The organism is Bacillus sp. 03113, assembly GCF_006546985.1.
Lineage (GTDB): Bacteria > Bacillota > Bacilli > Bacillales > Cytobacillaceae > VATK01.
In genome coordinates this window covers 86,906-112,777 of the sequence record NZ_VATK01000004.1, presented here as the reverse complement: position 1 = coordinate 112,777, position 25,872 = coordinate 86,906, and the positions used below count along the sequence as shown (strand labels likewise).

Here is a 25,872-nt window from a genome sequence, read left to right as displayed (position 1 = left end):
GTGATTTATTTGTTGTTCAATAATTGTTTAGTTGCTAAAGGAGGTGCCAAAGAATGAACAGCAATGAAATTTTTGTAAGTCTAGACATCGGTACATCCAATGTAAAAGTAATCATTGGTGAAATGGTTAACGATGCTTTAAATGTCATAGGTGTTGGCAGTGTGAAATCAGAAGGGTTAAGAAAAGGGTCTATTGTTGATATAGATGAAACCGTTCATTCAATTAGAAAGGCAATTGAACAAGCTGAAAGAATGATTGGAATGGAAATTAAACAAGTGATTGTCGGGATTACCGCAAACCAAGTTTATTTACAATCTTCTCACGGTGTAGTAGCCGTATCAAGTCCTAATCGAGAAATCACATATGAGGATGTTTCACGAGTAATCGATGCAGCTCAGGTTGTATCTATAGCTCCGGAGAGAGAAATTATTGATGTCATTCCTAAACAATTTATTGTTGACGGCTTGGATGAAATTAACGACCCGCGCGGGATGATCGGTGTCCGACTTGAGATGGAAGGCACGATCATTACAGGTTCAAAAACACTTTTACATAATACACTACGCTGCGTAGAAAGAGCAGGACTCGAAATATTAGACATAACCTTGCAGCCATTAGCAGCTGGAGCATTTGCATTATCTAAAGATGAAAAAAATCTTGGTGCAGTCATTATAGATATTGGCGGGGGCTCAACTACCATTGCTATTTTTGAGCAAGGAGTATTAAAAGCCACATCCGTTCTTCCTATCGGCGGAGATCATATTACTAAAGACTTATCCATCGGTCTTAGAACAACAACTGACGATGCAGAAAATATAAAAATTAAATATGGCTGTGCCCTATACGATCAAGCTTCTGAAGAAGAGGTGTTCAGCGTCCCAATTATAGGAAGTGACCAACACCAACAGTTTAATCAGCTGGAAGTTGCAGATATTATAGAAGCTAGATTGGAAGAAATTTTTGAATTAGTTTTAAAAGAAACAAAGTCATTTGGTATATATGACCTGCCAGGAGGAATCGTTTTAACTGGTGGTGTAGCGAATACCCAAGGAATTCTTGAGTTAGCGCAAATGGTGTTTCAAAATCGTGTTCGAATTGCCATTCCAGATTATATTGGAGTGAGAGAGCCACAATTCACGACAGCAGTTGGTCTCATAAAATTTTCATATAAAAATGCAAGAATTCAAGGAAAGAAAATGGAAAGTGTAGCAGTAGCTAGTGAAGGTAAAGATAAGCAACCAAAAAAACAATCTCAACCTAAAACGAAACAAGATAAACATCCAGATGAAAAAATGAAATCTAAATTTAAGAAATTCATAGGATACTTTTTTGAATAGCTTGTTAAATTATTTTGAAAGATAGATAGCTTCTTAGAAGATGAATGGAACGCATTCCTTTCTTTAATCGTTTATATACTTTTTTCAGAGTAGGGTTTTCCATTGTCTTTTTCTCTTTAGCTACGCTATCAATATATATTGTTAACAAATTAGTCCGAGTTGTAGTGCTAGCACGAATAACGACGAATTAGGAGGATTTGTCATGTTGGAATTTGATACAAATTTAGATACATTAGCTACGATAAAGGTCATAGGAGTAGGCGGTGGAGGCAACAATGCTGTAAATCGTATGATTGAACATGGTGTACAAGGCGTAGACTTTATCGCTGTCAATACAGATGCTCAAGCGCTGAATCTTTCAAAGGCTGAAATAAAAATGCAAATTGGCGCTAAGCTAACAAGAGGTCTTGGTGCTGGTGCAAATCCTGAAGTTGGGAAAAAAGCAGCGGAAGAAAGTAAAGAACAGATAGAAGAAGCTTTAAAGGGTGCTGACATGGTTTTCGTTACTGCTGGAATGGGAGGCGGTACAGGCACAGGGGCAGCACCAGTCATTGCTCAGATTGCTCGTGATCTTGGAGCGTTAACTGTTGGCGTTATCACTCGTCCATTTACTTTTGAAGGTAGAAAACGTGCTACTCAGGCCGCTGGAGGTATTGCCTCTATGAAGGAAGCGGTGGATACCCTCATTGTTATTCCAAACGACCGTTTGTTAGAAATTGTGGATAAGAGTACACCAATGCTTGAAGCATTTAGAGAAGCTGACAATGTCCTTAGACAAGGTGTTCAAGGTATTTCAGACTTAATTGCTACTCCAGGTTTAATTAATCTAGACTTTGCAGATGTGAAAACCATTATGTCGAATAAGGGTTCTGCACTAATGGGAATTGGTGTAGCGGCAGGAGAAAATCGTGCTGCTGAAGCTGCAAAGAAAGCAGTTTCTTCTCCATTACTCGAAACATCTATTGATGGAGCTCAAGGTGTATTAATGAATATTACAGGCGGATCAAACTTAAGCTTGTATGAGGTGCAAGAAGCAGCTGACATTGTAGCATCTGCATCCGATCATGATGTAAATATGATTTTTGGCTCAGTTATTAATGAGAGCTTAAATGATGAAATCATTGTGACCGTCATCGCTACAGGTTTTAAGGAAGAGGTCGCACAACCAAAGCCTAGCAATAGACCGCAATTTGGGCAAAATAAGCCGAATACCGGGGCGGTTAAACGTGAACCAAAAAGAGAAGAAGCTACTGTTCAAGAACAACCAGCTAGAGGTAACATATCTCAAGAAGACACACTAGATATCCCAACTTTCTTACGAAACCGTAATCGTAAAAGATAAAGGAAGAGTGTTAGAAGCTCTCATCCTTAGACTTTAAGTCTATGGATGAGAGCTTTTTTTGTTAGTTAAATAGTGACAAAAACTGAAAGGAAAGGTGAAAAAAATCTCCAAAATGAATTACAGAAAGTGACACACATTTCTAGGGGATAACGTTATACTTTTTCCTAACAGATTACTAGAATATGGTTTGACCTTATGTGAATGGAGGCTATTTTTACAATTAAACTGAAGATGGAGGCGGAGAAGTTTGATTGTTTATTTAGATGTTATTTGGGTGCTGAATTTGTTATTTGACTGTTTCCTCCTTTACCTAACAGCCATTATCTTAAAGCGAGATATCCGGATATGGAGACTATTACTCGGAGGATTGATTGGCTCTCTCATTATTTTATTAGCAGTTACTCCTTATTATATCTATACCAGCCATCCTATATCAAAATTACTATTTTCAGTTCTGATGATATTTATTGTATTTGGATATAAAAGACTATCTTATTTTATCAAAGGATTAATCACTTTTTACTTTACAACCTTTTTAGTAGGTGGTTCGTTAATTGGTATACATTACTTTATGAAATTTGATGTCAATCTTTCTTCATCCGTTCTGTTGGCTAGTGTAAAAGGATTTGGGGATCCGATTAGCTGGTTATTTGTTTTGCTTGGATTTCCAGCTGCCTTGCTTTTTACCAAAAGAAATATAGATGCGATTGAAGTTACAAAAATACATTATGATCAAATAGTGAACATTTCAATTTCCATGAATGGATTTACACTTCAATTGAAGGGATTAGTAGATAGCGGGAACCAGTTATATGATCCAATCTCAAAATCGCCTGTTACGTTTGTTTCTTTAAAAAGCGGATATGAGAATGTCCCAGAAGTGATTCGGAGAATTGCTGAGGATCCAGATTACTTGATATTAGGTAAAAATTATGATGGGGCAAGTCTAGAATATAACATGCGTATTATTCCATATAAAGTAGTTGGTCAGGATCACCAGTTAATTATTGCTTTTAAGCCCGATCAAATCTATATCGAACAAGAGGATAGTTTTGTTGAAGTAGAAAAAGGACTCATATCATTTACAATGCAACAGTTATCATCTGATGATCGTTTTCAATGTATCGTCCACCCTAAAATGCTATCAGGTAAAAAGGTACTGAAGGATGTTGTCAGCTAATATTAATGTACTCAGTAAAAGAACCTTTTAGAAGGAGGACAAATAATGAAAAAATTAAAACTTCGCATCACTTATTATTGGTATAAATTACTAATTAAATTACGTTTAAAATCGGACGAGATTTTTTACATTGGTGGTAGTGAAGCTTTGCCGCCTCCTTTAAGTAAGGAGGAAGAACAAATATTATTAGAAAAGCTTCCTAAAGGTGATAAAACGGCTCGTTCCATATTGATTGAAAGAAATTTACGATTAGTCGTTTATATTGCAAGAAAATTTGAAAATACCGGAATAAATATTGAGGATTTAATTAGTATTGGAACAATAGGTTTAATTAAAGCTGTCAATACTTTTAATCCTGAGAAAAAAATAAAATTAGCTACATATGCCTCCAGGTGCATTGAAAATGAAATTCTTATGTACTTAAGAAGAAATAATAAAATTAGATCAGAGGTTTCGTTTGATGAGCCGCTAAACATTGATTGGGATGGAAATGAACTTCTTCTTTCTGATGTTTTAGGGACAGAAGACGATATCATTACAAAGGACCTTGAAGCTAGTGTGGATAAAAAGCTTTTGATAAAGGCTTTACATCAGCTTTCAGATCGTGAAAAGCAGATAATGGAATTGAGATTTGGTCTTGGATCAGAGGATGAAAAAACGCAAAAGGATGTAGCGGATATGTTAGGCATCTCTCAATCCTATATATCTCGTCTTGAAAAACGCATTATAAAAAGATTAAAAAAAGAATTCAATAAAATGGTTTAAAAAATGTTGCGCGATAGATAATAAAAAATTTTTTTCAATAAAAAATAGAATATACTTGAGTGTTCATGACTTTTTGATACATGTAGGTTTGAATGATCAAATTGTCCATGCATATTTTTCCTTGCAGGGGAGATACTGTTTTTTGTACAGCAGCTCCTGTGAGGAGGGAATGGATTGACTCGAAATAAAGTAGAAATTTGCGGAGTGGATACATCAAAGCTTCCAGTACTAAAAAATGAAGAAATGAGAAAACTCTTCAAGCAAATGCAAAGTGGGGACATATACGCACGGGAAAAGCTTGTAAATGGCAATTTGCGTCTTGTGTTAAGTGTAATTCAACGATTTAACAATAGAGGCGAATTCGTAGATGACTTATTCCAGGTTGGCTGTATCGGTCTCATGAAATCTATTGATAATTTTGATCTAAGTCAAAACGTGAAATTTTCCACCTATGCTGTTCCAATGATCATTGGAGAAATTAGGCGTTATCTACGTGATAATAATCCAATTCGAGTATCAAGATCCTTGAGAGATATTGCATACAAGGCTTTGCAGGTAAGAGAACGTCTGATGAGCAAAACTTCACGAGAACCAACGGCAGAGGAAATTGCAAAAGAGTTGGATGTTACTCATGAAGAAATAGTATTTGCACTTGATGCGATTCAAGACCCTGTTTCACTTTTTGAACCGATCTATAATGATGGGGGCGATCCTATTTATGTGATGGATCAGCTCAGTGATGAAAAAAATAAAGATATTCAATGGATTGAGGAGCTCGCTTTAAAAGAAGGAATGAGAAGACTCAATGAACGTGAAAAATTGATTTTACGTAAAAGATTCTTTCAGGGGAAAACCCAAATGGAAGTAGCAGAAGAGATCGGCATTTCACAAGCACAAGTCTCTCGTCTAGAAAAAGCAGCTATTAAACAAATGAATAAAAACATTCAAAGTTAAAAGAAAAGCGGAAAGTGCCTGTCACACTCTAATAAAGAGGTGGCGGGCATTTTTCTTTTGTCCTTCTTTTTCTGTAATTTTATGTAGTTGCTTACATACATATTAAGTATGAACCTTTTGTGGGAGTGATTACAGATGGTGAAAATCTCTGATTTTCAAATAAAGGATATTGTAAATGTTGCTAATGGAAAAAAGCTTGGGAATATTGGTGACATCGAAATTAATATTGTAACAGGGAAAATCGAAGCGATTATTATTAATGGTGCAGGTAAGGTTTTGGGTTTTTTTGGACGCGAAGAAGATATCGTCATTCCTTGGAATAACATATTAAAAATTGGAGAAGACGTTATTCTTGTTCGTTACAAGGATAATTTTGATTTAACTGAAACTGAAGAAAAAGAGTAGCACTCACATGTTTGTAGTTCCCTTTCATTATTTCTATGGTAAACTATATAAAAGCGCTTAAACCTTGTTGGAATATGGTAAAAAAGGTCAGGATGAATATTACATGTTTATCACAAAATAGAAGCTAACCTGCTTTTTGATTACTCATGTTTAAACTTAAAAAAGGGCACCAGGTAACAATTATTCTAAAAAGCAATGAGGTTTAATGTATATGGAACCATTTAAGTTAACTCATAACCAATATTTCAGTATAAATGATTGGGAAACTCGATTTCCTGGATTAATAGCAGGATTTACGACAAAAAATGGAGGCAAAAGCACAAATGCCTTTTCGAGCTTAAATGTCGGTTTTCATGTTCATGATTCTACAGAAAAGGTCTATGAAAATCGTCAAATTCTTGCAAATTTACTTGATATGCCATTAACTAATTGGGTAGGGGCTGAACAAACCCATTACATTCATATTCAGCCAATTACGAAAGCTGAAAAAGGAAAGGGTGCGTCTAGATACGATCAATCCTTTAAGCAGACAGACGGATTTTTTACCTTTGACAAAAACATTCTTCTGACTTTATGTTTTGCCGACTGTGTTCCTTTATACTTTATCCATCCAAAATCAAAGGCGATTGCAATCGCACATGCAGGCTGGAAGGGAACAATTCAAGGAATTGGCAGAGAAATGGTCCAACAATTCAACAAAAATGGAATCCATGCAACAGAGCTTTTAGTGGTTATAGGTCCTTCTATATGTGAGAAATGTTATGTTGTAGATGATAATGTCATTGATTTAGTCCGAAATAATCTAGCAGATGTCGAAAAAAAGCCCTATACTTTCATAAAGGAACATGAATACCTTTTAGATTTAAAGGAGCTAAATAGACAAATTCTTTTACATTCGGGCGTCTTAAAAGAAAATATCGTAAAAACGCAATTTTGTACCAGCTGCCATCAAGAGTATTTTTACTCTCATCGGAGAGATCGAGGAAACACCGGAAGAATGATGAGCTTTATTGGCTGGAAGGAGGAAGAATCAGTTTAAATGAAAGTGAAAGATAATCTTGAAAAAATTAAAGCAAAAATAAAAGAAGCATGTGAGAAAGCGAATAGACAGCCTGATGAAATTACCATCATTGCTGTGACTAAATATGTTACTACTGAAAGGGCGCTTGAAGCTGTTGAATCAGGGGTTACTGATTTAGGAGAAAATAGAGATGAGGGTTTACTTTCTAAGTGGGAAGTTTTAGAGGACAAGCCAAAATGGCATTTTATCGGAACGCTCCAGACGCGGAAAGTTAAGAATATTATTGATAAGGTTCAATATATTCATTCTTTAGATCGATTTTCTCTTGCGCAGGAAATTAATAAGCGTGCAAAAGACCGAATCAAATGCTTTGTTCAAGTAAATGTGTCGCAGGAAGAGTCTAAGCATGGATTATCTCCAGAAAAAGTGATTGATTTTATTGTATCCTTAAAGGAATTTTCTAATATTGAAATTGTAGGATTCATGACGATGGCACCACTAACAGAGGATGAAAACAAAATACGTGCTTGTTTTCGCAAGTTAAAAGAAATACAGATGCAAGTACAAAAGCTAGGACTTACATATGCACCTTGTCATGAACTTTCTATGGGAATGTCAAATGATTTTATGATTGCAATTGAAGAAGGAGCCACAATGATTAGGGTTGGTACAGCTTTAGTTGGAAATGACCAATAGGAGGTTCAGATAGGTATGGGAATTAAATCGAAAATTAAAACATTTTTTTTCCTTGATGATGACTATGAAGATCAAGAAGAGGAAACGATGGAAGAAGAATTGGAACCAATTAAAACGCATAAACAGTCAGTTCCAAAACAAAATGTTGTAAGCTTGCAAAGTGTTCAAAAATCTTCTAAAGTTGTATTATCAGAACCTCGTGTGTACGCTGAAGCACAGGATATTGCTGACCAATTAAAAAACCGTAGAGCGGTTGTTATTAATCTGCAGCGCATTGAACGAGATCAAGCTAAGAGAATTGTAGACTTTTTAAGTGGTACCGTTTACGCTATAGGGGGAGATATTCAAAAAATTGGTTTAGATATTTTCCTTTGTACCCCGGATAATGTTGAAGTTTCGGGGAATATATCACAAATGCTACAAGAGCAAGACTTTGAAAATTCGAGGTGGTAAGTTTTTTATGGATATCCTTTTTAGTATTATCGTGCAACTCCTTTATTATTACTCATGGGCATTGATTATTTATATATTATTGTCATGGTTTCCAAATGCGAAGGATTCAGCCATTGGACGGTTTTTAGCAAGAATTTGTGAGCCGTATTTAGAGCCGTTTAGAAGAGTAATCCCGCCAATTGGAATGATTGATATTTCGCCAATCGTTGCGATCTTTGTCCTTAAATTTGCATCTACTGGGCTTCGTCAGTTATTTTTTTGGATATCGTAAAGAGGATAAGGGAGCTTAAATAGTCCCTTTTTCTTTTTTCTCGTATATAGTGTTGTTGAAGGAGCAGAAGCATGTCTATTTATCAGCATTTCCGACCGGAAGAAAAAGAATTTATTGACCAAGTCATCCATTGGAAGGACTATGTTGATCACAAGTATACTCCTAAGCTAACTGATTTTTTAGATCCTAGAGAACAAAGAATCGTAGGAATGATTATCGGTCAACAAAATGTAAAATGGGAGCTAAATGGAGGAAATCCATTGGCTGAAAGAAAGCGAGCTCTAATTTTTCCAGATTACTATGAACCGAATGAGGATGATTTTCAAATCAGCTTGTATGAAGTTGAATATGCAAGTAAATTTGTGAAGGTTGAGCACCCTCATGTTTTAGGAAGTTTAATGTCGCTTGGACTTACTAGAGGAAAATATGGGGACATTTTAAAAAATGGAGATCGAATCCAGTTTTTTATAGCAGCTGAGGTGGAAGACTATGTTAAAATGCAATTGGATTCAATAGGGAAAGCAAAGGTCAGCTTGCAAAAAATTTCCACTTCAGATACGATCATTTCAGATATAATTTGGAGCGAAACAGCTACAACAGTGTCTTCATTACGATTAGATACGATAGTAGCGGCTATTTTTAACCTTTCCCGTCAAAAATCTCAAGCTTTAATAAGTCAAGGTGTAGTAAAAGTAAACTGGACGAATATAGAAAATCCTTCCTTTGAATGTCAAGAGGATGATATACTATCTGTTCGCGGACATGGAAGATCAAAACTTTTGTCCATTGAAGGAAGAACAAAAAAAGATAAATGGCGAATCATTATAGCAAAACAAAAATAATTTAAAAATTTTGCAGGATTTTTACAGATTGTGTCGAATAGGTGTTTAAGTACATAATGAAAAGCTTAAACTTTGAGCATGGGAGGTGGCATAAATGCCATTAACACCGTTGGATATCCATAATAAGGAATTTAGTAAAGGGTTCCGTGGATACGATGAAGATGAAGTAAATGAATTTCTTGATCAAGTAATTAAAGATTATGAGATGGTTATTCGTGAAAAAAAGGAACTTGAAGAGAAATTGCGTGATTTGAATGAACGAATAGGTCATTTTAATACAATAGAAGGTACCTTAAATAAATCCATTATCGTTGCGCAAGAAGCTGCGGAAGAAGTGAAAAGAAATGCCCAAAAGGAAGCAAAGCTTATTATTAAAGAAGCAGAGAAAAATGCGGACCGAATTGTAAATGAATCACTCTCTAAAGCACGAAAAATTGCGTTGGAAATTGAAGATTTGAAGAAGCAATCGAAAGTGTTTCGTACCCGTTTTAAAATGCTGATCGAAGCGCAATTAGATTTGTTAAATAATGATGATTGGGATCATCTTCTTGAGTATGAATTAGATTCTTCAGAATTAAAATCTGCGAAAGAAGAAGATACATTCGCTTGACGAAAACAAAACTTATGAATATAATTTCATATATCATAAGTACATAGTATGTATACGGTGAGAGGGACAGTACAATTTTTAATGCTTTTAGCAGCGATCCAGGGACGGTGTAAGCTTGGAAAAAGCGAAAAATTGGAAAATCACCCTTGAGTACTTCGTTGAACGTTTTAACAGACTATTAAACGATAGCGAGTCATTCACGTTATGGAATGCTTAAGCGGATAGATATATCTATCTATTAGGGTGGTACCGCGGGATTTTAAAACCTTCTCGTCCCTTATTGGGATGTGAAGGTTTTTTTGTATTTAACCGGAATATGCCAACTCTATTCAAGAATAGAATCAGGAGGAAATCAAATGGATTACAAAGATACGTTATTAATGCCGAAAACAGAGTTTCCGATGCGAGGAAATCTTCCGAAGCGTGAACCGGAAATTCAAGAAAAATGGGCAGAAATGGATATTTATAAAAAGGTTCAAGAACGAACAAAAGGCCGTCCGATGTTCATTCTTCATGATGGACCTCCCTACGCAAACGGAGATATTCATATGGGGCATGCGTTAAATAAAATATTAAAAGATATGATCGTTCGATACAAATCAATGACGGGTTATCATGCTCCTTATGTTCCTGGATGGGATACGCATGGTTTGCCAATTGAGCAAGCATTAACAAACAAAGGGGTAAAGCGCAAAGAAATGACTGTTGCTGAATTCCGTACACTTTGTAAAAAATATGCTTATGAACAAATCGATAATCAAAGAACGCAGTTCAAGCGTTTAGGCGTCCGTGGAGATTGGGAGAATCCATACATCACTTTAAAGCCCGAATACGAAGCACAGCAAATTAAAGTGTTCGGAGACATGGCGAAAAAAGGATATATTTATAAAGGGAAAAAACCAGTTTATTGGTCTCCATCAAGTGAATCAGCTCTAGCTGAGGCAGAAATCGAATACCAGGATAAGCGTTCCCCATCTATTTACGTTGGATTTAAGGTGAAGGATGGAAAAGATGTTTTAGAAACAGATGTGCAAATTGTTATTTGGACAACAACGCCTTGGACGATTCCAGCAAACCTTGGAATTGCTGTACATCCTGACTTGATTTACGTTGTAATTGAAAACGAAGGAGCAAAATATTTAGTAGCGAAGGAGCTATTAGAAGCTGTTTCGAAAGAAATTGGATGGGAATCGGCCCATGTTTTAAAAAGTGTTAAGGGTAGTGAGCTAGAATATATAGTAGCAGAGCACCCAATTTATAAGCGCGATTCACTAGTCATTCTTGGTGATCACGTTACGACAGATGCAGGTACAGGCTGCGTTCATACTGCTCCTGGACATGGTGAAGATGATTTCTATGTAGGCCAAAAATACGGACTTGATGTTTTATGTCCAGTTGATGACAAAGGTGTATTAACCGAAGAGGCTCCTGGTTTTGAAGGTTTATTTTATGATCAAGCGAATAAGCCAATAGCAGAAAAGCTTGAAGAGGTTGGCGCATTGTTAAAGCTTAACTTCTTTACTCACTCTTATCCTCATGATTGGAGAACAAAGAAACCTGTTATCTTTAGAGCAACAGCTCAATGGTTTGCGTCTATTAAAGATTTTAGAGAAGACCTTTTAACCGCTATTAAAGAAACAAAATGGGTACCTGCATGGGGAGAAACAAGATTATTTAATATGGTTCGTGACCGTGGAGATTGGTGTATCTCAAGACAGCGTGCATGGGGCGTACCGATTCCGGTATTTTATGCGGAAAATGGAGAGGCTATCATCACAGATGAAACAATTGATTACGTTTCTGAGCAATTTCGCCAGCATGGTTCAAATATTTGGTTTGAACGTGACGCAAAGGATTTATTGCCGGAAGGCTTTACACATCCAGGAAGTCCGAACGGTACTTTTACAAAAGAAACGGATATTATGGATGTTTGGTTTGATTCAGGCTCTTCTCATCAAGGTGTGCTTGAAGAACGAGAAGATCTTGTTCGACCAGCTGACTTATATTTAGAGGGGTCAGACCAATATCGAGGCTGGTTTAACTCATCTCTTTCTACAGGTGTTGCTGTCACAGGAAAAGCTCCTTATAAAGGCGTTTTAAGTCACGGTTTTGCTCTTGATGGTGAAGGAAGAAAAATGAGTAAATCACTGGGGAACGTTGTTGTACCTGCAAAGGTAATGAATCAATTAGGAGCTGATATCCTTCGCTTATGGGTGGCTTCTGTAGATTATCAATCAGACGTTCGTGTGTCAGATCCTATATTAAAGCAGGTTGCTGAGGTTTATCGTAAAATTCGTAATACATTCCGTTTCTTGCTCGGAAATCTTGATGATTTTATTCCTGAAAAGGATGCAATCGCCTATCAAAATTTAAGAGAAGTGGATCAATTTATTCTTGTTAAGCTTAATAAATTGGTAAAGCAAGTCAGAGAAGCGTATGAAAACTATGAATTTGCCACTATTTATCATTTAGTGAATAACTTCTGTACACTTGATTTGAGTGCGTTTTATCTTGATTTTGCCAAGGATGTTCTTTACATTGAAGCGAAAGATCATCAAGATCGTCGCGCCATCCAAACGGTTTTATATGAGAGCTTACTTACATTAACGAAATTAGTAGCACCAATCTTGTCACATACGGCTGATGAAGTATGGAGCTATATTTCTTCTGTTAAAGAAGACAGTGTTCAATTAACGGATATTCCTGAATATCAAGAACTAGAAAACGCTGAAGCTCTTGTAGAAAAATGGTCCGCTTTTATGAGCCTAAGAGATGATGTGTTAAAAGCATTAGAAACAGCCCGTAATGAAAAGGTGATTGGAAAATCGTTGACAGCTAAAATTACTTTATATGCAAATGAAGAGACAAAGAATCTTCTTGATTCCATTCAAGAAGACTTAAAGCAGCTCTTTATTGTGTCTGGATTTGAAGTAGCTGGAGCATACAATGAAGCTCCAGAACAGGCTGTAAAATTAGAATGTGCAGCAATTGTAGTCTCAAAAGCATTGGGTGAAACATGTGAACGCTGCTGGATTGTAACACCTGAAGTAGGTAAATCTGAGGATCATCCAACCCTATGTCCTCGTTGTGCAGAAGTTGTAAAAGAAAATTATAAGCATCTTGTATAATCGCTTTCGTATAAAAAAAGAGAGATCGACCCTAAACATTTTTTCGGGTTGATCTCTTTTTCATCTTTAATATATTAGAGCGAATCACAAAACAAATATTAATAAATTCCACCTTCACTATTTCTTGATTTTATTGCTAAATGTTTATTGGTTTTTCATAACCATCCTTCGTAAATACTATTTAAAAACAAACGCGGAGTGTGATGCTTGTGAATACAGATGAAGAAAAGTTTTTTTCAGAGCTGTGTGTCATGAAAAAGGAGCTAAAAGAAAGTTTAAATATTCATTCAGGATCACAGAAAATCAAGCATTTGATTATAGAGGAACTTCTAGACGTTGAATTAAGCATGGATAAATTAACAAATGGTGAATATGGAATATGTGAAAATTGCGGAGAACCTATGCCCTTGGGTGTGTTAGAAATGATCCCAACGTTAAAATCAATGAAAGACATTGAACAAGTTGAAGGCTTTTACCGAAAACAAATATATACGTAGGACATGATCTTGTATTGGATGGCTGTAGTTTTTATGCCGATTATGTTAAAATTCAAAAGGTACTTATTTGAAAAGTGGGGGGACCTTTGTGCTTTATTACATAATCGCTTTATTTGTTATTACCTTAGATCAGCTTACAAAATGGTTAATTGTAAAAAATATGGAAATTGGAGAGAGCATAACGATCATTGACCATTTTCTTTACATCGTATCTCATCGTAATCAAGGGGCTGCTTGGGGGATACTTCAAGGGAAAATGTGGTTTTTCTATCTGATAACGGTTGTGGTTATCATTGGAATTATTTATTATATTCAAAAAGCAGCCAAAGGGAAACGTCTTTTAGGAGTTGCTCTTGGAATGATGCTAGGGGGAGCCATCGGTAACTTTATTGATCGTGTCGTTCGAAAAGAAGTAGTAGATTTTATTAATACATACATTTTTGGGTATGATTTTCCCGTTTTTAATATTGCAGATTCATCTTTAGTTATTGGTGTAGGACTATTAATGATTCAAATGTTAAAAGAAGAGAGGGAAGCGAAAAAGGAGAAAAAATAATGGAGAAAATTGAACATATTGTAACAGAAAATGAAAAGAATGAACGAATTGATAAATTGATTTCTTCGATCAATGGTGAATGGTCAAGAACACAGGTACAGCAGTGGATTAAAGATGGCTATGTGTTAGTAAATGAGAAATCAATTAAAACAAATTATAAAGCGAATATAAATGATCATATCTCTATTTCAATTCCAGAACTAGAAGAACTAGATGTGGTTGCTGAGGAAATGGATCTAGATATCTATTATGAAGATAAAGATGTTTTGGTCGTGAATAAACCAAAGGGGATGGTTGTTCACCCGGCTCCCGGTCATACAACTGGAACATTAGTAAATGGGTTAATGGCTCATTGTAAGGACCTTTCGGGTATTAATGGAGTTATGCGTCCAGGGATCGTCCATCGAATTGATAAAGATACTTCAGGACTTCTTATGGTTGCAAAAAATGATGCTGCACACGAAAGCTTAGTTAATCAATTGGTAGAGAAATCGGTTACTCGTAAATACAAAGCTGTCGTTCACGGTACGATTCCTCACGATCATGGAACTATTGACGCACCTATTGGACGTGATCCTAAGGATCGACAAAGCATGACTGTAGTTGATCATGGGAAAAATGCTGTTACTCATTTTCGTGTCTTAGAGCGTTTTAATGATTTTACATTTATTGAATGCCAATTAGAAACAGGAAGAACTCATCAAATTCGTGTCCATATGAAATACATTGGGTTTCCATTAGCAGGAGATCCTAAATATGGCCCGAAAAAAACGATTGATTTTGGAGGACAAGTTTTACACGCAGGTGTACTTGGTTTTATTCACCCAAGAACATCTGAGTATCTAGAGTTTGAAGCACCTCTACCGGAAGATTTTCAAAAATTACTACGTACACTATAGAAAAGCGGCCGATTAAATACGCCACATCCTGTGGCAACATCGCCACTAGTACTTCCTGTACGTCGGAAGTGGCTTGATCAGCCCTGAAGAAAAATGTTCATTTGGCTCATAAAGCGCTTTTTGCTTTAAGAGACAAAGGGTTATTTTTCACAAGGGCTAGACACTAAAGCTGGACAAATAGAAATAGATCATTGACAAAAAGACCATTCTGCATTAACATTATTTTAGTTTAATAAGTCCTTTAAGAGCAGTCCCGTGAGGCTGGGAAGGAAACGGATGACCATTTTTTGGAAATGGTATAAAAATATGGAATTCGTCTACCCTCTCAACCTTCTCGGTGAGAGGGTTTTTATTCGCTTAAATACCAGTCTATTTCCAATGTTGTTCTTATCAAAAAAAAGGGTGAGTATGTTGTTACAGAAAGCGATTGTCCTAGATGAACAAGCAATGAGAAGAGCACTAACAAGGATAGCACATGAGATTATTGAAAAAAATAAAGGAATCGAAGACTGTATGCTTGTAGGCATTCGAACAAGAGGGATTTATCTCGCCACTCGTCTGGCAGAGCGAATTCAGCAGATTGAAGGCAAAGAAGTATCAGTTGGGGAGTTAGATATAACGTTATATCGAGATGATTTAACAATAAAGACAATAAATCAAGAGCCTGTTGTTAGAGGAACGGATATTCATAAGGATATAAAAGATTTGAAAGTCATCTTGGTTGATGATGTTCTTTACACAGGAAGAACAGTTCGAGCTGCTTTAGATGCTCTCATTGATATCGGTCGACCATCTTCCATCCAGCTTGCTGTATTAGTCGATCGTGGTCATAGAGAGCTGCCAATAAGAGCAGACTATGTAGGGAAAAACATTCCAACATCAAGCTCTGAAAAAATTGTCGTTGAGCTGAATGAACTGGATCATATTGATCAAGTAAGCATTTATGAAAATTAGGCTAATGATACACAATAAAATAGGAACGCCTTTTAAAAAAGTCCAGAGAGGCTTTAAGGGTGTTGAAAGTAGAGGGCATTGCATGGCAATGTCGAAGATTTTGTACGTCTTCATACCAAGTCTACTACATGTTCTTTTCAACACCTTGAATTTCGGATCAAGGTGTTTTTTTTACACATAATTAGAAAAGTATAACTTTCTGAAGGTAGACTAATGTCTAGCTTCAGCGCCCAGCCCCTAGAGTCATAAGCCAAATCACTCCAGAAATCAGGATTTCCTGCGTGATTCGTCTTATGCTTGTCGGGGATGAACAGGGCGCTTACGCATTTCTTATAAAAACGATGAGGAGGCAATATTATGAAAAATTTATTAACAACTTCACAATTGTCCATCCAGGAAATAAAAGAAATATTAGCAGATGCTGAACTTTTTATGAATGGTCATCGTTGGACCCCGAATGAACAAACCTTTGTAGCAAACTTGTTTTTTGAACCAAGCACAAGAACAAAATGCAGCTTTGAAGTAGCAGAAAGAAAGCTTGGCTTGAGTGTCATTCCATTTGAAACAAATGCATCTAGTGTATTAAAAGGGGAAACCTTATATGATACAGTTAAAACGTTGGAAGCAATCGGCGTAAATGCGGTTGTCATTAGAGATAAGCAAGATCGTTATTTTGATGAGCTTGTCGGCAGCATTAACATTCCAGTTATCAATGCAGGAGATGGCTGTGGACATCATCCAACACAATCGTTATTAGATATATTAACCATTCAACAGGAATTTGGAACCTTTGAAGGAATTAAGGTGGCCATTATTGGTGATATCAGGCACAGTCGAGTCGCTCATTCGAATGCGGATACATTAGGAAGACTTGGAGCAAATGTTGTCTTTTCAGGTCCAAAGGAATGGTTTGAAGAAGATATGTTGAACAATGGGCAATATGAAGAAGTGGATCAAGCGATTGAAACAGCTGATGTTGTGATGCTGCTTCGCATTCAGCATGAAAGACACGCAGTGAAAAAGAGAGGAACAGCTGAGCAATATCATCAGGAATTTGGCTTAACGATTGAACGAGAAAAAAGAATGAAGAAAGGCAGTATCATCATGCATCCAGCGCCAGTCAATCGGGATGTAGAAATTGCAGATTCTTTAGTAGAATGTGAACGATCACGAATATTTAAACAAATGGAAAATGGTGTTTATATTCGAATGGCTGTACTAAAAAAATCAATTGAATCAATTCAAGGGGGACAAAAGGATGTCGTTAATCATAAAAAATGGCCAATTGCTTACTGAAAATGGTGAACAGGTCCGTGCAGATGTATTGATTGAAAATGGTAAAATTACGAAAATTGATCAAGAGATTCAAATTGAAGCAAATGAAATTATTGATGCAAAAGGTTTATTGATTGCACCAGGTTTCATCGATTTACATATCCACCTTCGTGAGCCTGGTGGTGAGAAAAAGGAAACAATTGAGACAGGTACGAAAGCAGCGGCAAAAGGTGGTTTCACAACGGTTGCAGCGATGCCAAATACAAGACCGGTGCCGGACACGAAAGAACAGCTTGAATGGCTCCAAAACCGAATTAAAGAAACAGCTTCCGTAAATGTGCTACCTTACGCCTCCATAACGGTTAGACAGCTTGGAGAAGATCTTACGGATTTTGCCGCTTTAAAAGAAGCTGGTGCTTTTGCTTTCACAGATGACGGAGTTGGTGTTCAATCGGCAGGTAAAATGCTTGAAGCGATGAAAAAAGCAGCCGAACTGAACATGGCTATTGTCGCTCATTGCGAAGAAAACACGTTAATTAACAAAGGTTCTGTACACGAAGGGAATTTTTCAAAAGAGCAAGGCTTAAATGGTATTCCTTCCGTCTGTGAGTCTGTGCATATCGCAAGAGACGTACTGTTGGCTGAAGCAGCTGGCTGTCATTACCATGTTTGTCATATTAGTACAAAGGGATCCGTACGTGTCGTGCGTGATGCTAAAAAAGCAGGTATTCGTGTAACTGCTGAGGTAACCCCTCACCATTTATTATTAAATGAGGATGACATCCCAGGTCTTGATACAAACTACAAAATGAATCCTCCATTAAGAGGAAAAGAAGATCATGCCGCTTTAATAGAAGGTTTATTGGATGGAACGATCGACTTCATTGCAACAGACCATGCCCCGCATACGGAAGCGGAGAAAAGCGAAGGGATGCAGCTTGCACCATTTGGGATTGTTGGATTAGAAACAGCTTTTCCGCTTTTATATACTCATTTTGTACAAAAAGAAATAATTAGCTTAAAGCAATTAATCGACTTTTTAACAAAGAAGCCGGCTCAAGCCTTTGGATTAAATAAAGGGAAATTAGAAGAAGGAGCCGTTGCGGATATCGTGATCTTAGATCTAGAAACAGTAGAAAGCATTAATAAAGAAAACTTCCTATCTAAAGGGAAAAACACTCCATTCAATGGCTGGGAATGTGCTGGCTGGCCAGTTACAACGATTGTTGAAGGGAAAATAGCATGGAAAAAAGGACGTGTACAAGCATGAAAAGACAATTAATTCTGGAGGATGGAACTGTTTTTGTTGGAGAAGGCTTTGGCAGCACTGAGGCAACTGCTATCGGTGACGTTGTCTTTAATACTGGGATGACTGGTTATCAGGAAATTCTCTCAGACCCATCCTACTGCGGTCAAATTGTTACCTTAACGTATCCTTTAGTAGGAAACTATGGTATTAACCGAGATGATTTCGAATCCATCACACCTGCTATTCAAGGTTTTGTAGTAAAAGAAGTGTGTGATTTCCCTTCAAACTGGAGAAATGAATTATCTCTTGATGAATATTTTAAAATCAAGAATATTCCTGGAATTGCAGGGATTGACACGAGAAAATTAACTAGAATTATTCGTCAGCATGGGGTCCTTAAAGGAACGATTTGCGGAATGGAAGTAAATGTTGACGAAATCGTAAATCAATTAAGAGAACATAAAATATTTAATGAACAAGTAAAGCGAGTTTCAACAAAAACACCTTATCCAAGTCCTGGAAGAGGTCATAGAGTAGTCATGGTTGATTTTGGAATGAAGCATGGTATTTTACGAGAATTAAACCAAAGAGATTGTGATGTAATTGTTGTCCCATACAATACAACAGCTCAAGAAGTATTAAATTTAAGTCCAGATGGAGTCATGCTTACAAACGGACCTGGGGATCCAAAGGATGTACCAGAAGGAATCGAAATGATAAAAGGAATCCTTGGAAAAGTACCTGTTTTTGGGATCTGCCTTGGTCACCAACTGTTTGCTTTAGCATGTGGAGCAGATACTGAAAAAATGAAATTCGGTCATAGAGGCTCAAACCATCCTGTTAAAAACCTTCAGTCTGGAAAAGTGTTTTTAACTTCTCAAAACCATGGCTATACGGTTCAAGTAGAGTCTATTAAAAATACTCGTCTTGAAGTAACGGAAATTGCGTTAAATGATGGGACGATCGAAGGACTTAAACATGTAGATGCAAAAGCTTTCACTGTTCAGTATCATCCAGAAGCTTCACCTGGACCAGAAGATACAAACTATTTATTTGACAGCTTTATTGAAATGATTGAAACGGAGAAAAAAGAGAAACAGGAAGGTGCAAGCAAATGGCAAAGCGTACAGATATAAATAGCATATTAGTAATTGGATCAGGTCCGATTATTATTGGTCAAGCAGCAGAATTTGATTATGCAGGCGCCCAAGCTTGTATCGCATTAAAGGAAGAAGGATATCGTGTTGTTTTGGTTAACTCAAACCCTGCGACGATTATGACAGATACGGAAATGGCAGATGCTGTCTATATTGAACCACTTACACTGGAGTTCGTAAGCAGAATTATTCGTAAAGAACGCCCAGATGCCATCCTGCCTACACTTGGAGGTCAAACAGGATTAAACCTAGCTGTTGAACTATATAAATCTGGTGTATTAGAAGAATGTGGAGTTGAAATTCTAGGAACGAAGCTTTCAGCGATTGAACAAGCAGAAGACCGTGATCTTTTCCGTAATTTAATGAATGAATTAGGTGAACCGGTTCCACCAAGTGATATTATTCATACCCTTGATGAAGCTTATACTTTTGTTGAAAGGATCGGATACCCTGTCATCGTTCGTCCTGCTTTTACACTTGGCGGTACTGGCGGCGGAATTTGTCATGATGAGGAAGAATTAATTGAAATCGTGACAAGTGGATTAAAAAATAGCCCTGTAACGCAATGTCTCCTTGAGAAAAGTATTGCTGGCTTTAAAGAAATTGAATATGAAGTAATGCGTGATTCAAACGATAATGCGATTGTTGTTTGTAATATGGAAAATATCGATCCAGTTGGAATCCATACAGGAGATTCGATAGTTGTAGCTCCAAGCCAAACATTAAGTGATCGTGAATACCAAATGCTTAGAAATACTTCTTTAAAAATTATTCGTGCATTAAAGATTGAAGGCGGATGTAATGTCCAGCTTGCCCTAGACCCTGATAGCTTTCATTACTACATTATCGAGGTAAACCCGCGTGTAAGCCGTTCTTCAGCCCTTGCGTCAAAAGCAACTGGATATCCAATTGCCAAGCTTGCAGCGAAAATTGCTGTTGGATTAACATTAGATGAAATGCTAAATCCTGTAACAGGTAAAACATATGCATCCTTTGAACCTGCTCTTGACTATGTTGTGTCAAAAATTCCACGATTCCCGTTTGACAAGTTTGAGTCAGCGAAGCGTAATCTTGGTACGCAAATGAAGGCGACTGGGGAAGTTATGGCAATCGGCCGCACATTCGAAGAATCATTATTAAAAGCTATTCGTTCACTTGAAGCAGATGTGTATAAGTTTGCTTTAACAAATGGAGAACAATTTAGTGATGAGCTTGTTGAAAAAAGGATTCGTAATGCAGGGGATGAGCGCTTATTTTATGTCGCGGAAGCTCTTAAAAGAGGCGTTACCATCGAAACGATTCATGATTGGAGTAAAATAGATCTTTTCTTCTTGAAAAAAATGGAAAGTTTAGTTCTTTTTGAAGAAAAGTTATCTGCCTATCCTTTTGATAAAGAAATCGGTAAAAAAGCAAAAGAAAAAGGCTTTGCTGACAAGCAAATCGCAGAGCTTTGGAATTCAACAGAACTTGAAGTCTATCAATGGCGCAAGGAAAATGGAATTGTTCCTGTGTACAAAATGGTTGATACGTGTGCGGCGGAATTTGAATCTGAGACACCTTATTTTTATGGAACGTATGAAGATGAAAATGAGTCGATTGTGACAGACCGCAAAAGTGTTGTTGTTCTAGGATCTGGTCCAATTCGAATTGGTCAAGGAATAGAATTTGACTATGCAACAGTACATTCAGTTTGGGCTATTAAAGAAGCTGGTTTTGAAGCAATTATCGTTAATAATAATCCTGAAACAGTCTCAACTGATTTTAGTATCTCGGATAAATTATATTTTGAGCCACTTACGATTGAAGACGTTATGCACATTATTGATTTAGAGCAGCCAGAAGGAGTAGTCGTTCAATTTGGTGGACAAACAGCGATTAACCTTGCTTCTCAATTAGTGGAGCGTGGAGTGAAAATTCTAGGAACTTCACTAGAAAACTTAGACCGTGCAGAGGATCGAGATAAATTTGAACATGCTCTAACTGAGCTAGGTATCCCTCAGCCAAAAGGAAAGACAGCTTTATCAGTTGAAGAAGCTGTTGAAATTGCTACAAATATTGGATACCCGGTTTTAGTACGTCCATCCTATGTATTAGGTGGAAGAGCGATGGAAATTGTCTATAAAGAAGAAGAACTGCTTCATTATATGAAAAACGCTGTAAAAATCAATCCTGAGCATCCAGTATTAATTGATCGCTATTTAACTGGAAAAGAGATTGAAGTAGATGCGATATCAGATGGTGAAACTGTTGTGATTCCAGGGATCATGGAGCATATTGAAAGAGCAGGGGTCCATTCAGGAGATTCAATTGCTGTGTATCCGCCTCAAAGCCTTTCAGATGAAATTAAAGAGAAGTTGATTGACTATACGCAGCGATTAGCAAAAGGCTTAGGTATCATTGGTTTATTAAATATCCAGTACGTTATTTCTAAAGGAGAGGTTTACGTTATTGAAGTAAACCCACGTTCAAGTAGAACAGTTCCATTCCTAAGCAAAATTACAAATGTTCCGATGGCTAAAATCGCAACGAAAGTAATCTTAGGTCAATCATTAATTCAACAAGGCTATCAAACAGGGATGGTTCCAGAGAAAAATGGAGTCTATGTTAAGGTTCCGGTATTCTCCTTTGCAAAGCTAAGACGTGTAGATATTACGCTTGGCCCTGAAATGAAATCGACTGGTGAAGTAATGGGGAAAGATTTAACGTTAGAAAAAGCTTTGTATAAAGGCTTAGTAGCTTCGGGAATGAAGATTCAAAAGTTTGGAACAGTTTTACTAACAGTAACGGATAAAGATAAAGAAGAAGCACGCCAGCTTGCAAAGAGATTTTCAAGCATCGGTTATCAAATTATGGCAACGAGCGGTACAGCTCAATATTTAAAAGAAGAAGGCATTCCAGTTGAAGTAGTAAATAAAATTGGTGCAGCTGAACCAAATCTTTTAGATGTCATTCGAAATGGCGAGGCTCAATTTGTTATTAATACTTTGACAAAAGGAAAGCAGCCTGCACGTGACGGCTTTAGAATAAGACGCGAATCTGTTGAGAATGGCATCCCTTGCTTAACCTCACTAGATACAGCGGAAGCTATTTTACGAGTAATAGAATCGATGACATTCTCAAGTGAACCAATGGAACAATCGACTCAAATTGAGGAGGTTATTCATTCATGATTAAAAATGAACTATGCACGGTTATTTCTCAAAAAGAAATTGCAGCATCTATTTACGAGCTCACCTTAAAGGGTGAGCTTGTTCATGAGATGAAGGAGCCTGGTCAGTTTGTTCATATAAAAGTTGGCAGTGGAATGGATCCACTTTTGAGAAGACCAATCAGTATTGCTAATATTGATAAAGATAAAAAAGAATTTACCATGATCTACCGTAAAGAAGGAAGGGGTACTTCCATTCTCTCTGAAAGAAGTGAAGGAGAAGAAATTGACGTACTTGGACCACTTGGAAACGGTTTTCCGATTAGTGAAGCATCTGCAGGAGACGTTGCTTTATTAGTAGGAGGAGGAATTGGTGTTCCGCCACTTTATGAACTTTCAAAGCAGCTTACTTCAAAAGGCGTAAAAGTGATCCACGTACTCGGATTCCAAACGAAATCAGCAGTGTTTTATGAAGAAGAGTTTGCAGCACTTGGGGAAACCTATATTGCCACAGTTGATGGAACTTACGGGACAAAAGGTTTTGTTACAGATGTTATTAATCAAAACGAAATCGATTTTCACATTCTTTATTCATGTGGACCAACGCTTATGCTAAAAGCTTTAGAAGCATCCTATGGTCATAAAAAAGTTTATCTATCTTTAGAGGAAAGAATGGGCTGTGGAATTGGTGCTTGCTTTGCATGTGTATGTCATACAGGCGATGATCCAAATGGATTTACGTATAAAAAAGTGTGCAGTGACGGACCAGTCTTTAAAGCAGGGGAGGTTGTATTATGAGCATGCTAAAGGTTGAATTACCCGGACTATCTTTAAAAAACCCAATTATGCCTGCATCCGGCTGCTTTGGATTCGGTAGAGAATTCAGCAATCTCTACGATTTGAGTCAGCTTGGTGCGATTATGATTAAAGCGACTACTTTAGAACCTCGTTTTGGCAATCCGACCCCGCGTGTTGCTGAGACGTCTGCTGGGATGTTAAATGCAATTGGTTTGCAAAATCCAGGTCTAAAAAAAGTGATGTCTGAAGAACTGCCATGGCTTTCACAGTACGATGTTCCAATTATTGCGAATGTAGCGGGTTCGCTTGAAGAGGATTATGTAGAGGTTGCAAAAGAGATTTCAAATGCGCCAAATGTCCATGCTCTTGAACTTAATATATCCTGTCCTAATGTGAAAACGGGTGGGATTCTTTTTGGAACCATTCCGGAGGTAGCAATGGACTTAACAAGGAAAGTAAAGGAAGTCTCTCAAAAACCTGTGTATGTAAAGCTATCTCCTAATGTAGCAAACATCGTTGATATGGCGAAAGCAGTAGAGGAAGGCGGCGCAGATGGAATTACGATGATTAATACATTATTAGGAATGCGCCTAGATTTAAAAACGGGAAAACCAATACTAGCAAATAAATCTGGCGGTCTTTCAGGTCCAGCTGTTAAGCCAGTAGCTATTCGAATGATTTATGAAGTAAGTCAAAAGGTTTCCTTGCCGATCATTGGAATGGGAGGCGTCCAAACCGCTGAAGATGTTATCGAATATTTGTATGCAGGAGCAAGTGCTGTAGCAGTTGGTACAGCGAATTTCGTCGATCCATTTGTCTGTCCGAGAATTATTGAAGAACTGCCAGTCCTCTTAAAGAAATTAGGGTATGACCATGTTTCGGAATGTGTAGGAAGGAGCTGGAAAGCAAATGAAAAACTCACTCATCATCGCGCTTGATTTTGCCAATCGAAATGAAGTCTTTCAATTTTTAGATCATTTTCATGATGAAAAACTATTCTTAAAAGTTGGAATGGAATTATTCTATCAAGAAGGACCATCCATTATCCACGAATTGAAAGAAAAAGACCACAATATTTTTCTAGACTTAAAGCTGCATGATATTCCCAATACCGTAAAAAGTGCGATGAAAGGATTAGCGCGCTTAGGTGTGGACCTTGTTAACGTGCACGCAGCCGGTGGAAAAATCATGATGGAAGCCGCGTTAGAAGGCTTAGAAAGCGGAGTTGCTGCAGGAAAAAGCAGACCGTATTGTATTGCAGTCACTCAATTAACGAGCACCTCTGAGGAGCAAATGAAACGAGATCAATTAATCCAAACATCTCTTCTTGATTCTGTCTTACACTATGCAAAATCAGCTAAAGAATCAGGCTTAGATGGAGTCGTTTGCTCGACGCATGAAGCAGGACAAATTCGACGTGCACTAGGAGAGTCATTTTTAACAGTTACACCTGGCATTCGTTTGAAATCTGATGATGTTCAAGATCAAAAACGTGTTGCGTCTCCTGATGAAGCGAAGGCGGCTGGTGTTTCTTCGATTGTTGTTGGGCGCTCCATTACAAGGTCTGAAGATCCATTCAAAAGCTACCAAATTTTTAAAGAGAAATGGGAGGGCATCTTGTTATGAAAAGAGATATAGCAGGATTATTATTAGAAATTAAAGCTGTTTTTTTACAGCCAAATGATCCGTTTACATGGGCATCAGGAATGAAGTCGCCGATTTACTGTGATAATCGCTTGACACTATCTTTCCCTCATGTTCGTAAAGCGATTGCTAGTGGATTAAAAGATATTGTATTAGAAAAATTTCCTCAAACGGAAGTGGTTGCAGGTACTGCAACAGCAGGGATTCCACATGCCGCTTGGGTTAGTGAATTATTAGATTTGCCAATGTGCTATGTACGTTCTAAGCCAAAGGGTCATGGTAAAGGGAATCAGATCGAAGGAAAAGCGGAGAAAGGTCAAAAAGTCGTTGTGATTGAAGATCTGATTTCAACAGGCGGAAGTGTAATTACAGCTGTGGAAGCTTTAAGAGAAGCGGGTTGTGAGGTAGTAGGTGTTGTATCGATCTTTACATATGAATTAAGCAAGGGTAAAGAGCTATTGAAAGAAGCAAATATCGAAAGCTATTCCTTAACAGACTATACAACTCTCGTTGATGTAGCAAAGGAAAAAGGCTATATTCAAGAAGAAGATTTGGATAAGCTGACGAATTGGAAGAAGAACCCTGCAGAATGGGGAGCAACAGTAAATTAATAACTAAATGGTCGCACATGTGCGACCATTTTTTTGAAGGTAAGTATGGATCTCATGCTTACCTTTTTTATCTTATAAGC

25 protein-coding genes and 1 other annotated feature are annotated in these 25,872 nt (G+C 37.3%); all 25 genes read left to right on the top strand.

The window, feature by feature from the left end:
- The first annotated feature begins 53 nt into the window (after window positions 1-53).
- The 25 genes from ftsA to pyrE all read left to right on the top strand — a co-directional run bounded on the left by ftsA (window position 54) and on the right by pyrE (window position 25,792).
- Window positions 54-1,337: a cell division protein FtsA gene (gene ftsA / locus FDO66_RS04735; protein WP_141431278.1), complete on the top strand. Its 1,284-nt coding sequence runs from the start codon at window positions 54-56 to the stop codon at window positions 1,335-1,337.
- A gap of 202 nt (window positions 1,338-1,539) precedes the next feature.
- Complete coding sequence (gene ftsZ, locus FDO66_RS04730; protein WP_141431277.1) at window positions 1,540-2,679, top strand: cell division protein FtsZ; 1,140 nt, start codon at window positions 1,540-1,542, stop codon at window positions 2,677-2,679.
- 247 nt (window positions 2,680-2,926) lie between these two features.
- A complete protein-coding gene (spoIIGA, locus tag FDO66_RS04725; protein ID WP_141431276.1) occupies window positions 2,927-3,859 on the top strand; it encodes a sigma-E processing peptidase SpoIIGA in 933 nt (310 codons plus the stop codon).
- A gap of 45 nt (window positions 3,860-3,904) precedes the next feature.
- Window positions 3,905-4,624, top strand: a complete 720-nt coding sequence (gene sigE / locus FDO66_RS04720; RefSeq protein WP_141431275.1) for an RNA polymerase sporulation sigma factor SigE — start codon at window positions 3,905-3,907, stop codon at window positions 4,622-4,624.
- Between the two features lie 174 nt (window positions 4,625-4,798).
- Window positions 4,799-5,578 (top strand): RNA polymerase sporulation sigma factor SigG, encoded by a 780-nt coding sequence (gene sigG, locus FDO66_RS04715; protein ID WP_141431274.1) that lies wholly within the window; start codon window positions 4,799-4,801, stop codon window positions 5,576-5,578.
- A 135-nt stretch (window positions 5,579-5,713) separates the two neighbouring features.
- Window positions 5,714-5,983 (top strand): YlmC/YmxH family sporulation protein, encoded by a 270-nt coding sequence (locus FDO66_RS04710; protein ID WP_141431273.1) that lies wholly within the window; start codon window positions 5,714-5,716, stop codon window positions 5,981-5,983.
- Window positions 5,984-6,194: 211 nt separating this feature from the next.
- A complete protein-coding gene (gene pgeF, locus FDO66_RS04705; protein ID WP_141431271.1) occupies window positions 6,195-7,022 on the top strand; it encodes a peptidoglycan editing factor PgeF in 828 nt (275 codons plus the stop codon).
- On the top strand, window positions 7,023-7,700 hold the full coding sequence (locus tag FDO66_RS04700) for a YggS family pyridoxal phosphate-dependent enzyme (RefSeq protein WP_141431269.1): 678 nt from the start codon (window positions 7,023-7,025) through the stop codon (window positions 7,698-7,700). It begins immediately after the preceding gene.
- 15 nt (window positions 7,701-7,715) lie between these two features.
- Window positions 7,716-8,153, top strand: coding sequence for a cell division protein SepF (locus FDO66_RS04695; protein WP_141431268.1), 438 nt, complete (start codon window positions 7,716-7,718; stop codon window positions 8,151-8,153).
- A 7-nt stretch (window positions 8,154-8,160) separates the two neighbouring features.
- Window positions 8,161-8,424, top strand: a complete 264-nt coding sequence (locus FDO66_RS04690; protein ID WP_141431267.1) for a YggT family protein — start codon at window positions 8,161-8,163, stop codon at window positions 8,422-8,424.
- A gap of 71 nt (window positions 8,425-8,495) precedes the next feature.
- Window positions 8,496-9,266: a YlmH family RNA-binding protein gene (locus tag FDO66_RS04685; protein WP_141431265.1), complete on the top strand. Its 771-nt coding sequence runs from the start codon at window positions 8,496-8,498 to the stop codon at window positions 9,264-9,266.
- A gap of 94 nt (window positions 9,267-9,360) precedes the next feature.
- Window positions 9,361-9,876 (top strand): DivIVA domain-containing protein, encoded by a 516-nt coding sequence (locus tag FDO66_RS04680; protein WP_141431264.1) that lies wholly within the window; start codon window positions 9,361-9,363, stop codon window positions 9,874-9,876.
- Window positions 9,877-9,924: 48 nt separating this feature from the next.
- Window positions 9,925-10,157, top strand: a binding site (T-box leader).
- A 75-nt stretch (window positions 10,158-10,232) separates the two neighbouring features.
- Window positions 10,233-13,004, top strand: a complete 2,772-nt coding sequence (ileS, locus tag FDO66_RS04675; protein WP_141431263.1) for an isoleucine--tRNA ligase — start codon at window positions 10,233-10,235, stop codon at window positions 13,002-13,004.
- A gap of 209 nt (window positions 13,005-13,213) precedes the next feature.
- Entirely contained in the window at window positions 13,214-13,501 is a 288-nt protein-coding gene (locus tag FDO66_RS04670) for a TraR/DksA C4-type zinc finger protein (RefSeq protein WP_141431262.1), read from the top strand.
- Between the two features lie 88 nt (window positions 13,502-13,589).
- A complete protein-coding gene (gene lspA / locus FDO66_RS04665; protein WP_141431261.1) occupies window positions 13,590-14,057 on the top strand; it encodes a signal peptidase II in 468 nt (155 codons plus the stop codon).
- On the top strand, window positions 14,057-14,956 hold the full coding sequence (locus FDO66_RS04660) for an RluA family pseudouridine synthase (RefSeq protein WP_141431260.1): 900 nt from the start codon (window positions 14,057-14,059) through the stop codon (window positions 14,954-14,956). Before lspA ends, FDO66_RS04660 begins: the two co-directional genes overlap by 1 nt.
- Before the next feature lie 411 nt (window positions 14,957-15,367).
- Window positions 15,368-15,910 carry a bifunctional pyr operon transcriptional regulator/uracil phosphoribosyltransferase PyrR gene (gene pyrR / locus FDO66_RS04655; RefSeq protein ID WP_181444456.1) on the top strand — a complete coding sequence of 181 codons (543 nt, stop codon included), beginning with the start codon at window positions 15,368-15,370 and terminating at the stop codon, window positions 15,908-15,910.
- A 357-nt stretch (window positions 15,911-16,267) separates the two neighbouring features.
- Entirely contained in the window at window positions 16,268-17,206 is a 939-nt protein-coding gene (locus FDO66_RS04650; RefSeq protein WP_141431257.1) for an aspartate carbamoyltransferase catalytic subunit, read from the top strand.
- Entirely contained in the window at window positions 17,169-18,455 is a 1,287-nt protein-coding gene (locus tag FDO66_RS04645; protein ID WP_141431255.1) for a dihydroorotase, read from the top strand. Before FDO66_RS04650 ends, FDO66_RS04645 begins: the two co-directional genes overlap by 38 nt.
- The gene (locus FDO66_RS04640) at window positions 18,452-19,570 is read left to right on the top strand and encodes a carbamoyl phosphate synthase small subunit (protein ID WP_141431253.1); all 1,119 of its coding nucleotides are present in this window, start codon (window positions 18,452-18,454) and stop codon (window positions 19,568-19,570) included. Before FDO66_RS04645 ends, FDO66_RS04640 begins: the two co-directional genes overlap by 4 nt.
- Entirely contained in the window at window positions 19,549-22,761 is a 3,213-nt protein-coding gene (gene carB / locus FDO66_RS04635) for a carbamoyl-phosphate synthase large subunit (RefSeq protein ID WP_141431252.1), read from the top strand. Before FDO66_RS04640 ends, carB begins: the two co-directional genes overlap by 22 nt.
- Window positions 22,758-23,537: a dihydroorotate dehydrogenase electron transfer subunit gene (locus FDO66_RS04630; protein WP_141431251.1), complete on the top strand. Its 780-nt coding sequence runs from the start codon at window positions 22,758-22,760 to the stop codon at window positions 23,535-23,537. Before carB ends, FDO66_RS04630 begins: the two co-directional genes overlap by 4 nt.
- A gap of 2 nt (window positions 23,538-23,539) precedes the next feature.
- Entirely contained in the window at window positions 23,540-24,475 is a 936-nt protein-coding gene (locus FDO66_RS04625) for a dihydroorotate dehydrogenase (RefSeq protein WP_181444455.1), read from the top strand.
- The gene (pyrF, locus tag FDO66_RS04620) at window positions 24,447-25,163 is read left to right on the top strand and encodes an orotidine-5'-phosphate decarboxylase (protein WP_141431249.1); all 717 of its coding nucleotides are present in this window, start codon (window positions 24,447-24,449) and stop codon (window positions 25,161-25,163) included. The genes FDO66_RS04625 and pyrF overlap by 29 nt, the downstream gene beginning before the upstream one ends.
- The gene (gene pyrE, locus FDO66_RS04615; protein WP_141431248.1) at window positions 25,160-25,792 is read left to right on the top strand and encodes an orotate phosphoribosyltransferase; all 633 of its coding nucleotides are present in this window, start codon (window positions 25,160-25,162) and stop codon (window positions 25,790-25,792) included. Before pyrF ends, pyrE begins: the two co-directional genes overlap by 4 nt.
- Window positions 25,793-25,872: the final 80 nt, after the last annotated feature.

What these genes read in the sequence shown, in the direction of transcription:
- ftsA (WP_141431278.1), top strand. Translation starts at nt 54, where the DNA reads ATGAACAGCAATGAAATTTTTGTAAGTCTAGACATCGGTACATCCAAT.
- ftsZ (WP_141431277.1), top strand. Translation starts at nt 1,540, where the DNA reads ATGTTGGAATTTGATACAAATTTAGATACATTAGCTACGATAAAGGTC.
- sigE (WP_141431275.1), top strand. Translation starts at nt 3,905, where the DNA reads ATGAAAAAATTAAAACTTCGCATCACTTATTATTGGTATAAATTACTA.
- FDO66_RS04710 (WP_141431273.1), top strand. Translation starts at nt 5,714, where the DNA reads ATGGTGAAAATCTCTGATTTTCAAATAAAGGATATTGTAAATGTTGCT.
- pgeF (WP_141431271.1), top strand. Translation starts at nt 6,195, where the DNA reads ATGGAACCATTTAAGTTAACTCATAACCAATATTTCAGTATAAATGAT.
- FDO66_RS04700 (WP_141431269.1), top strand. Translation starts at nt 7,023, where the DNA reads ATGAAAGTGAAAGATAATCTTGAAAAAATTAAAGCAAAAATAAAAGAA.
- FDO66_RS04695 (WP_141431268.1), top strand. Translation starts at nt 7,716, where the DNA reads ATGGGAATTAAATCGAAAATTAAAACATTTTTTTTCCTTGATGATGAC.
- FDO66_RS04690 (WP_141431267.1), top strand. Translation starts at nt 8,161, where the DNA reads ATGGATATCCTTTTTAGTATTATCGTGCAACTCCTTTATTATTACTCA.
- FDO66_RS04685 (WP_141431265.1), top strand. Translation starts at nt 8,496, where the DNA reads ATGTCTATTTATCAGCATTTCCGACCGGAAGAAAAAGAATTTATTGAC.
- FDO66_RS04680 (WP_141431264.1), top strand. Translation starts at nt 9,361, where the DNA reads ATGCCATTAACACCGTTGGATATCCATAATAAGGAATTTAGTAAAGGG.
- ileS (WP_141431263.1), top strand. Translation starts at nt 10,233, where the DNA reads ATGGATTACAAAGATACGTTATTAATGCCGAAAACAGAGTTTCCGATG.
- FDO66_RS04660 (WP_141431260.1), top strand. Translation starts at nt 14,057, where the DNA reads ATGGAGAAAATTGAACATATTGTAACAGAAAATGAAAAGAATGAACGA.
- FDO66_RS04650 (WP_141431257.1), top strand. Translation starts at nt 16,268, where the DNA reads ATGAAAAATTTATTAACAACTTCACAATTGTCCATCCAGGAAATAAAA.
- FDO66_RS04645 (WP_141431255.1), top strand. Translation starts at nt 17,169, where the DNA reads ATGTCGTTAATCATAAAAAATGGCCAATTGCTTACTGAAAATGGTGAA.
- FDO66_RS04640 (WP_141431253.1), top strand. Translation starts at nt 18,452, where the DNA reads ATGAAAAGACAATTAATTCTGGAGGATGGAACTGTTTTTGTTGGAGAA.
- carB (WP_141431252.1), top strand. Translation starts at nt 19,549, where the DNA reads ATGGCAAAGCGTACAGATATAAATAGCATATTAGTAATTGGATCAGGT.
- FDO66_RS04630 (WP_141431251.1), top strand. Translation starts at nt 22,758, where the DNA reads ATGATTAAAAATGAACTATGCACGGTTATTTCTCAAAAAGAAATTGCA.
- FDO66_RS04625 (WP_181444455.1), top strand. Translation starts at nt 23,540, where the DNA reads ATGCTAAAGGTTGAATTACCCGGACTATCTTTAAAAAACCCAATTATG.
- pyrF (WP_141431249.1), top strand. Translation starts at nt 24,447, where the DNA reads ATGAAAAACTCACTCATCATCGCGCTTGATTTTGCCAATCGAAATGAA.
- pyrE (WP_141431248.1), top strand. Translation starts at nt 25,160, where the DNA reads ATGAAAAGAGATATAGCAGGATTATTATTAGAAATTAAAGCTGTTTTT.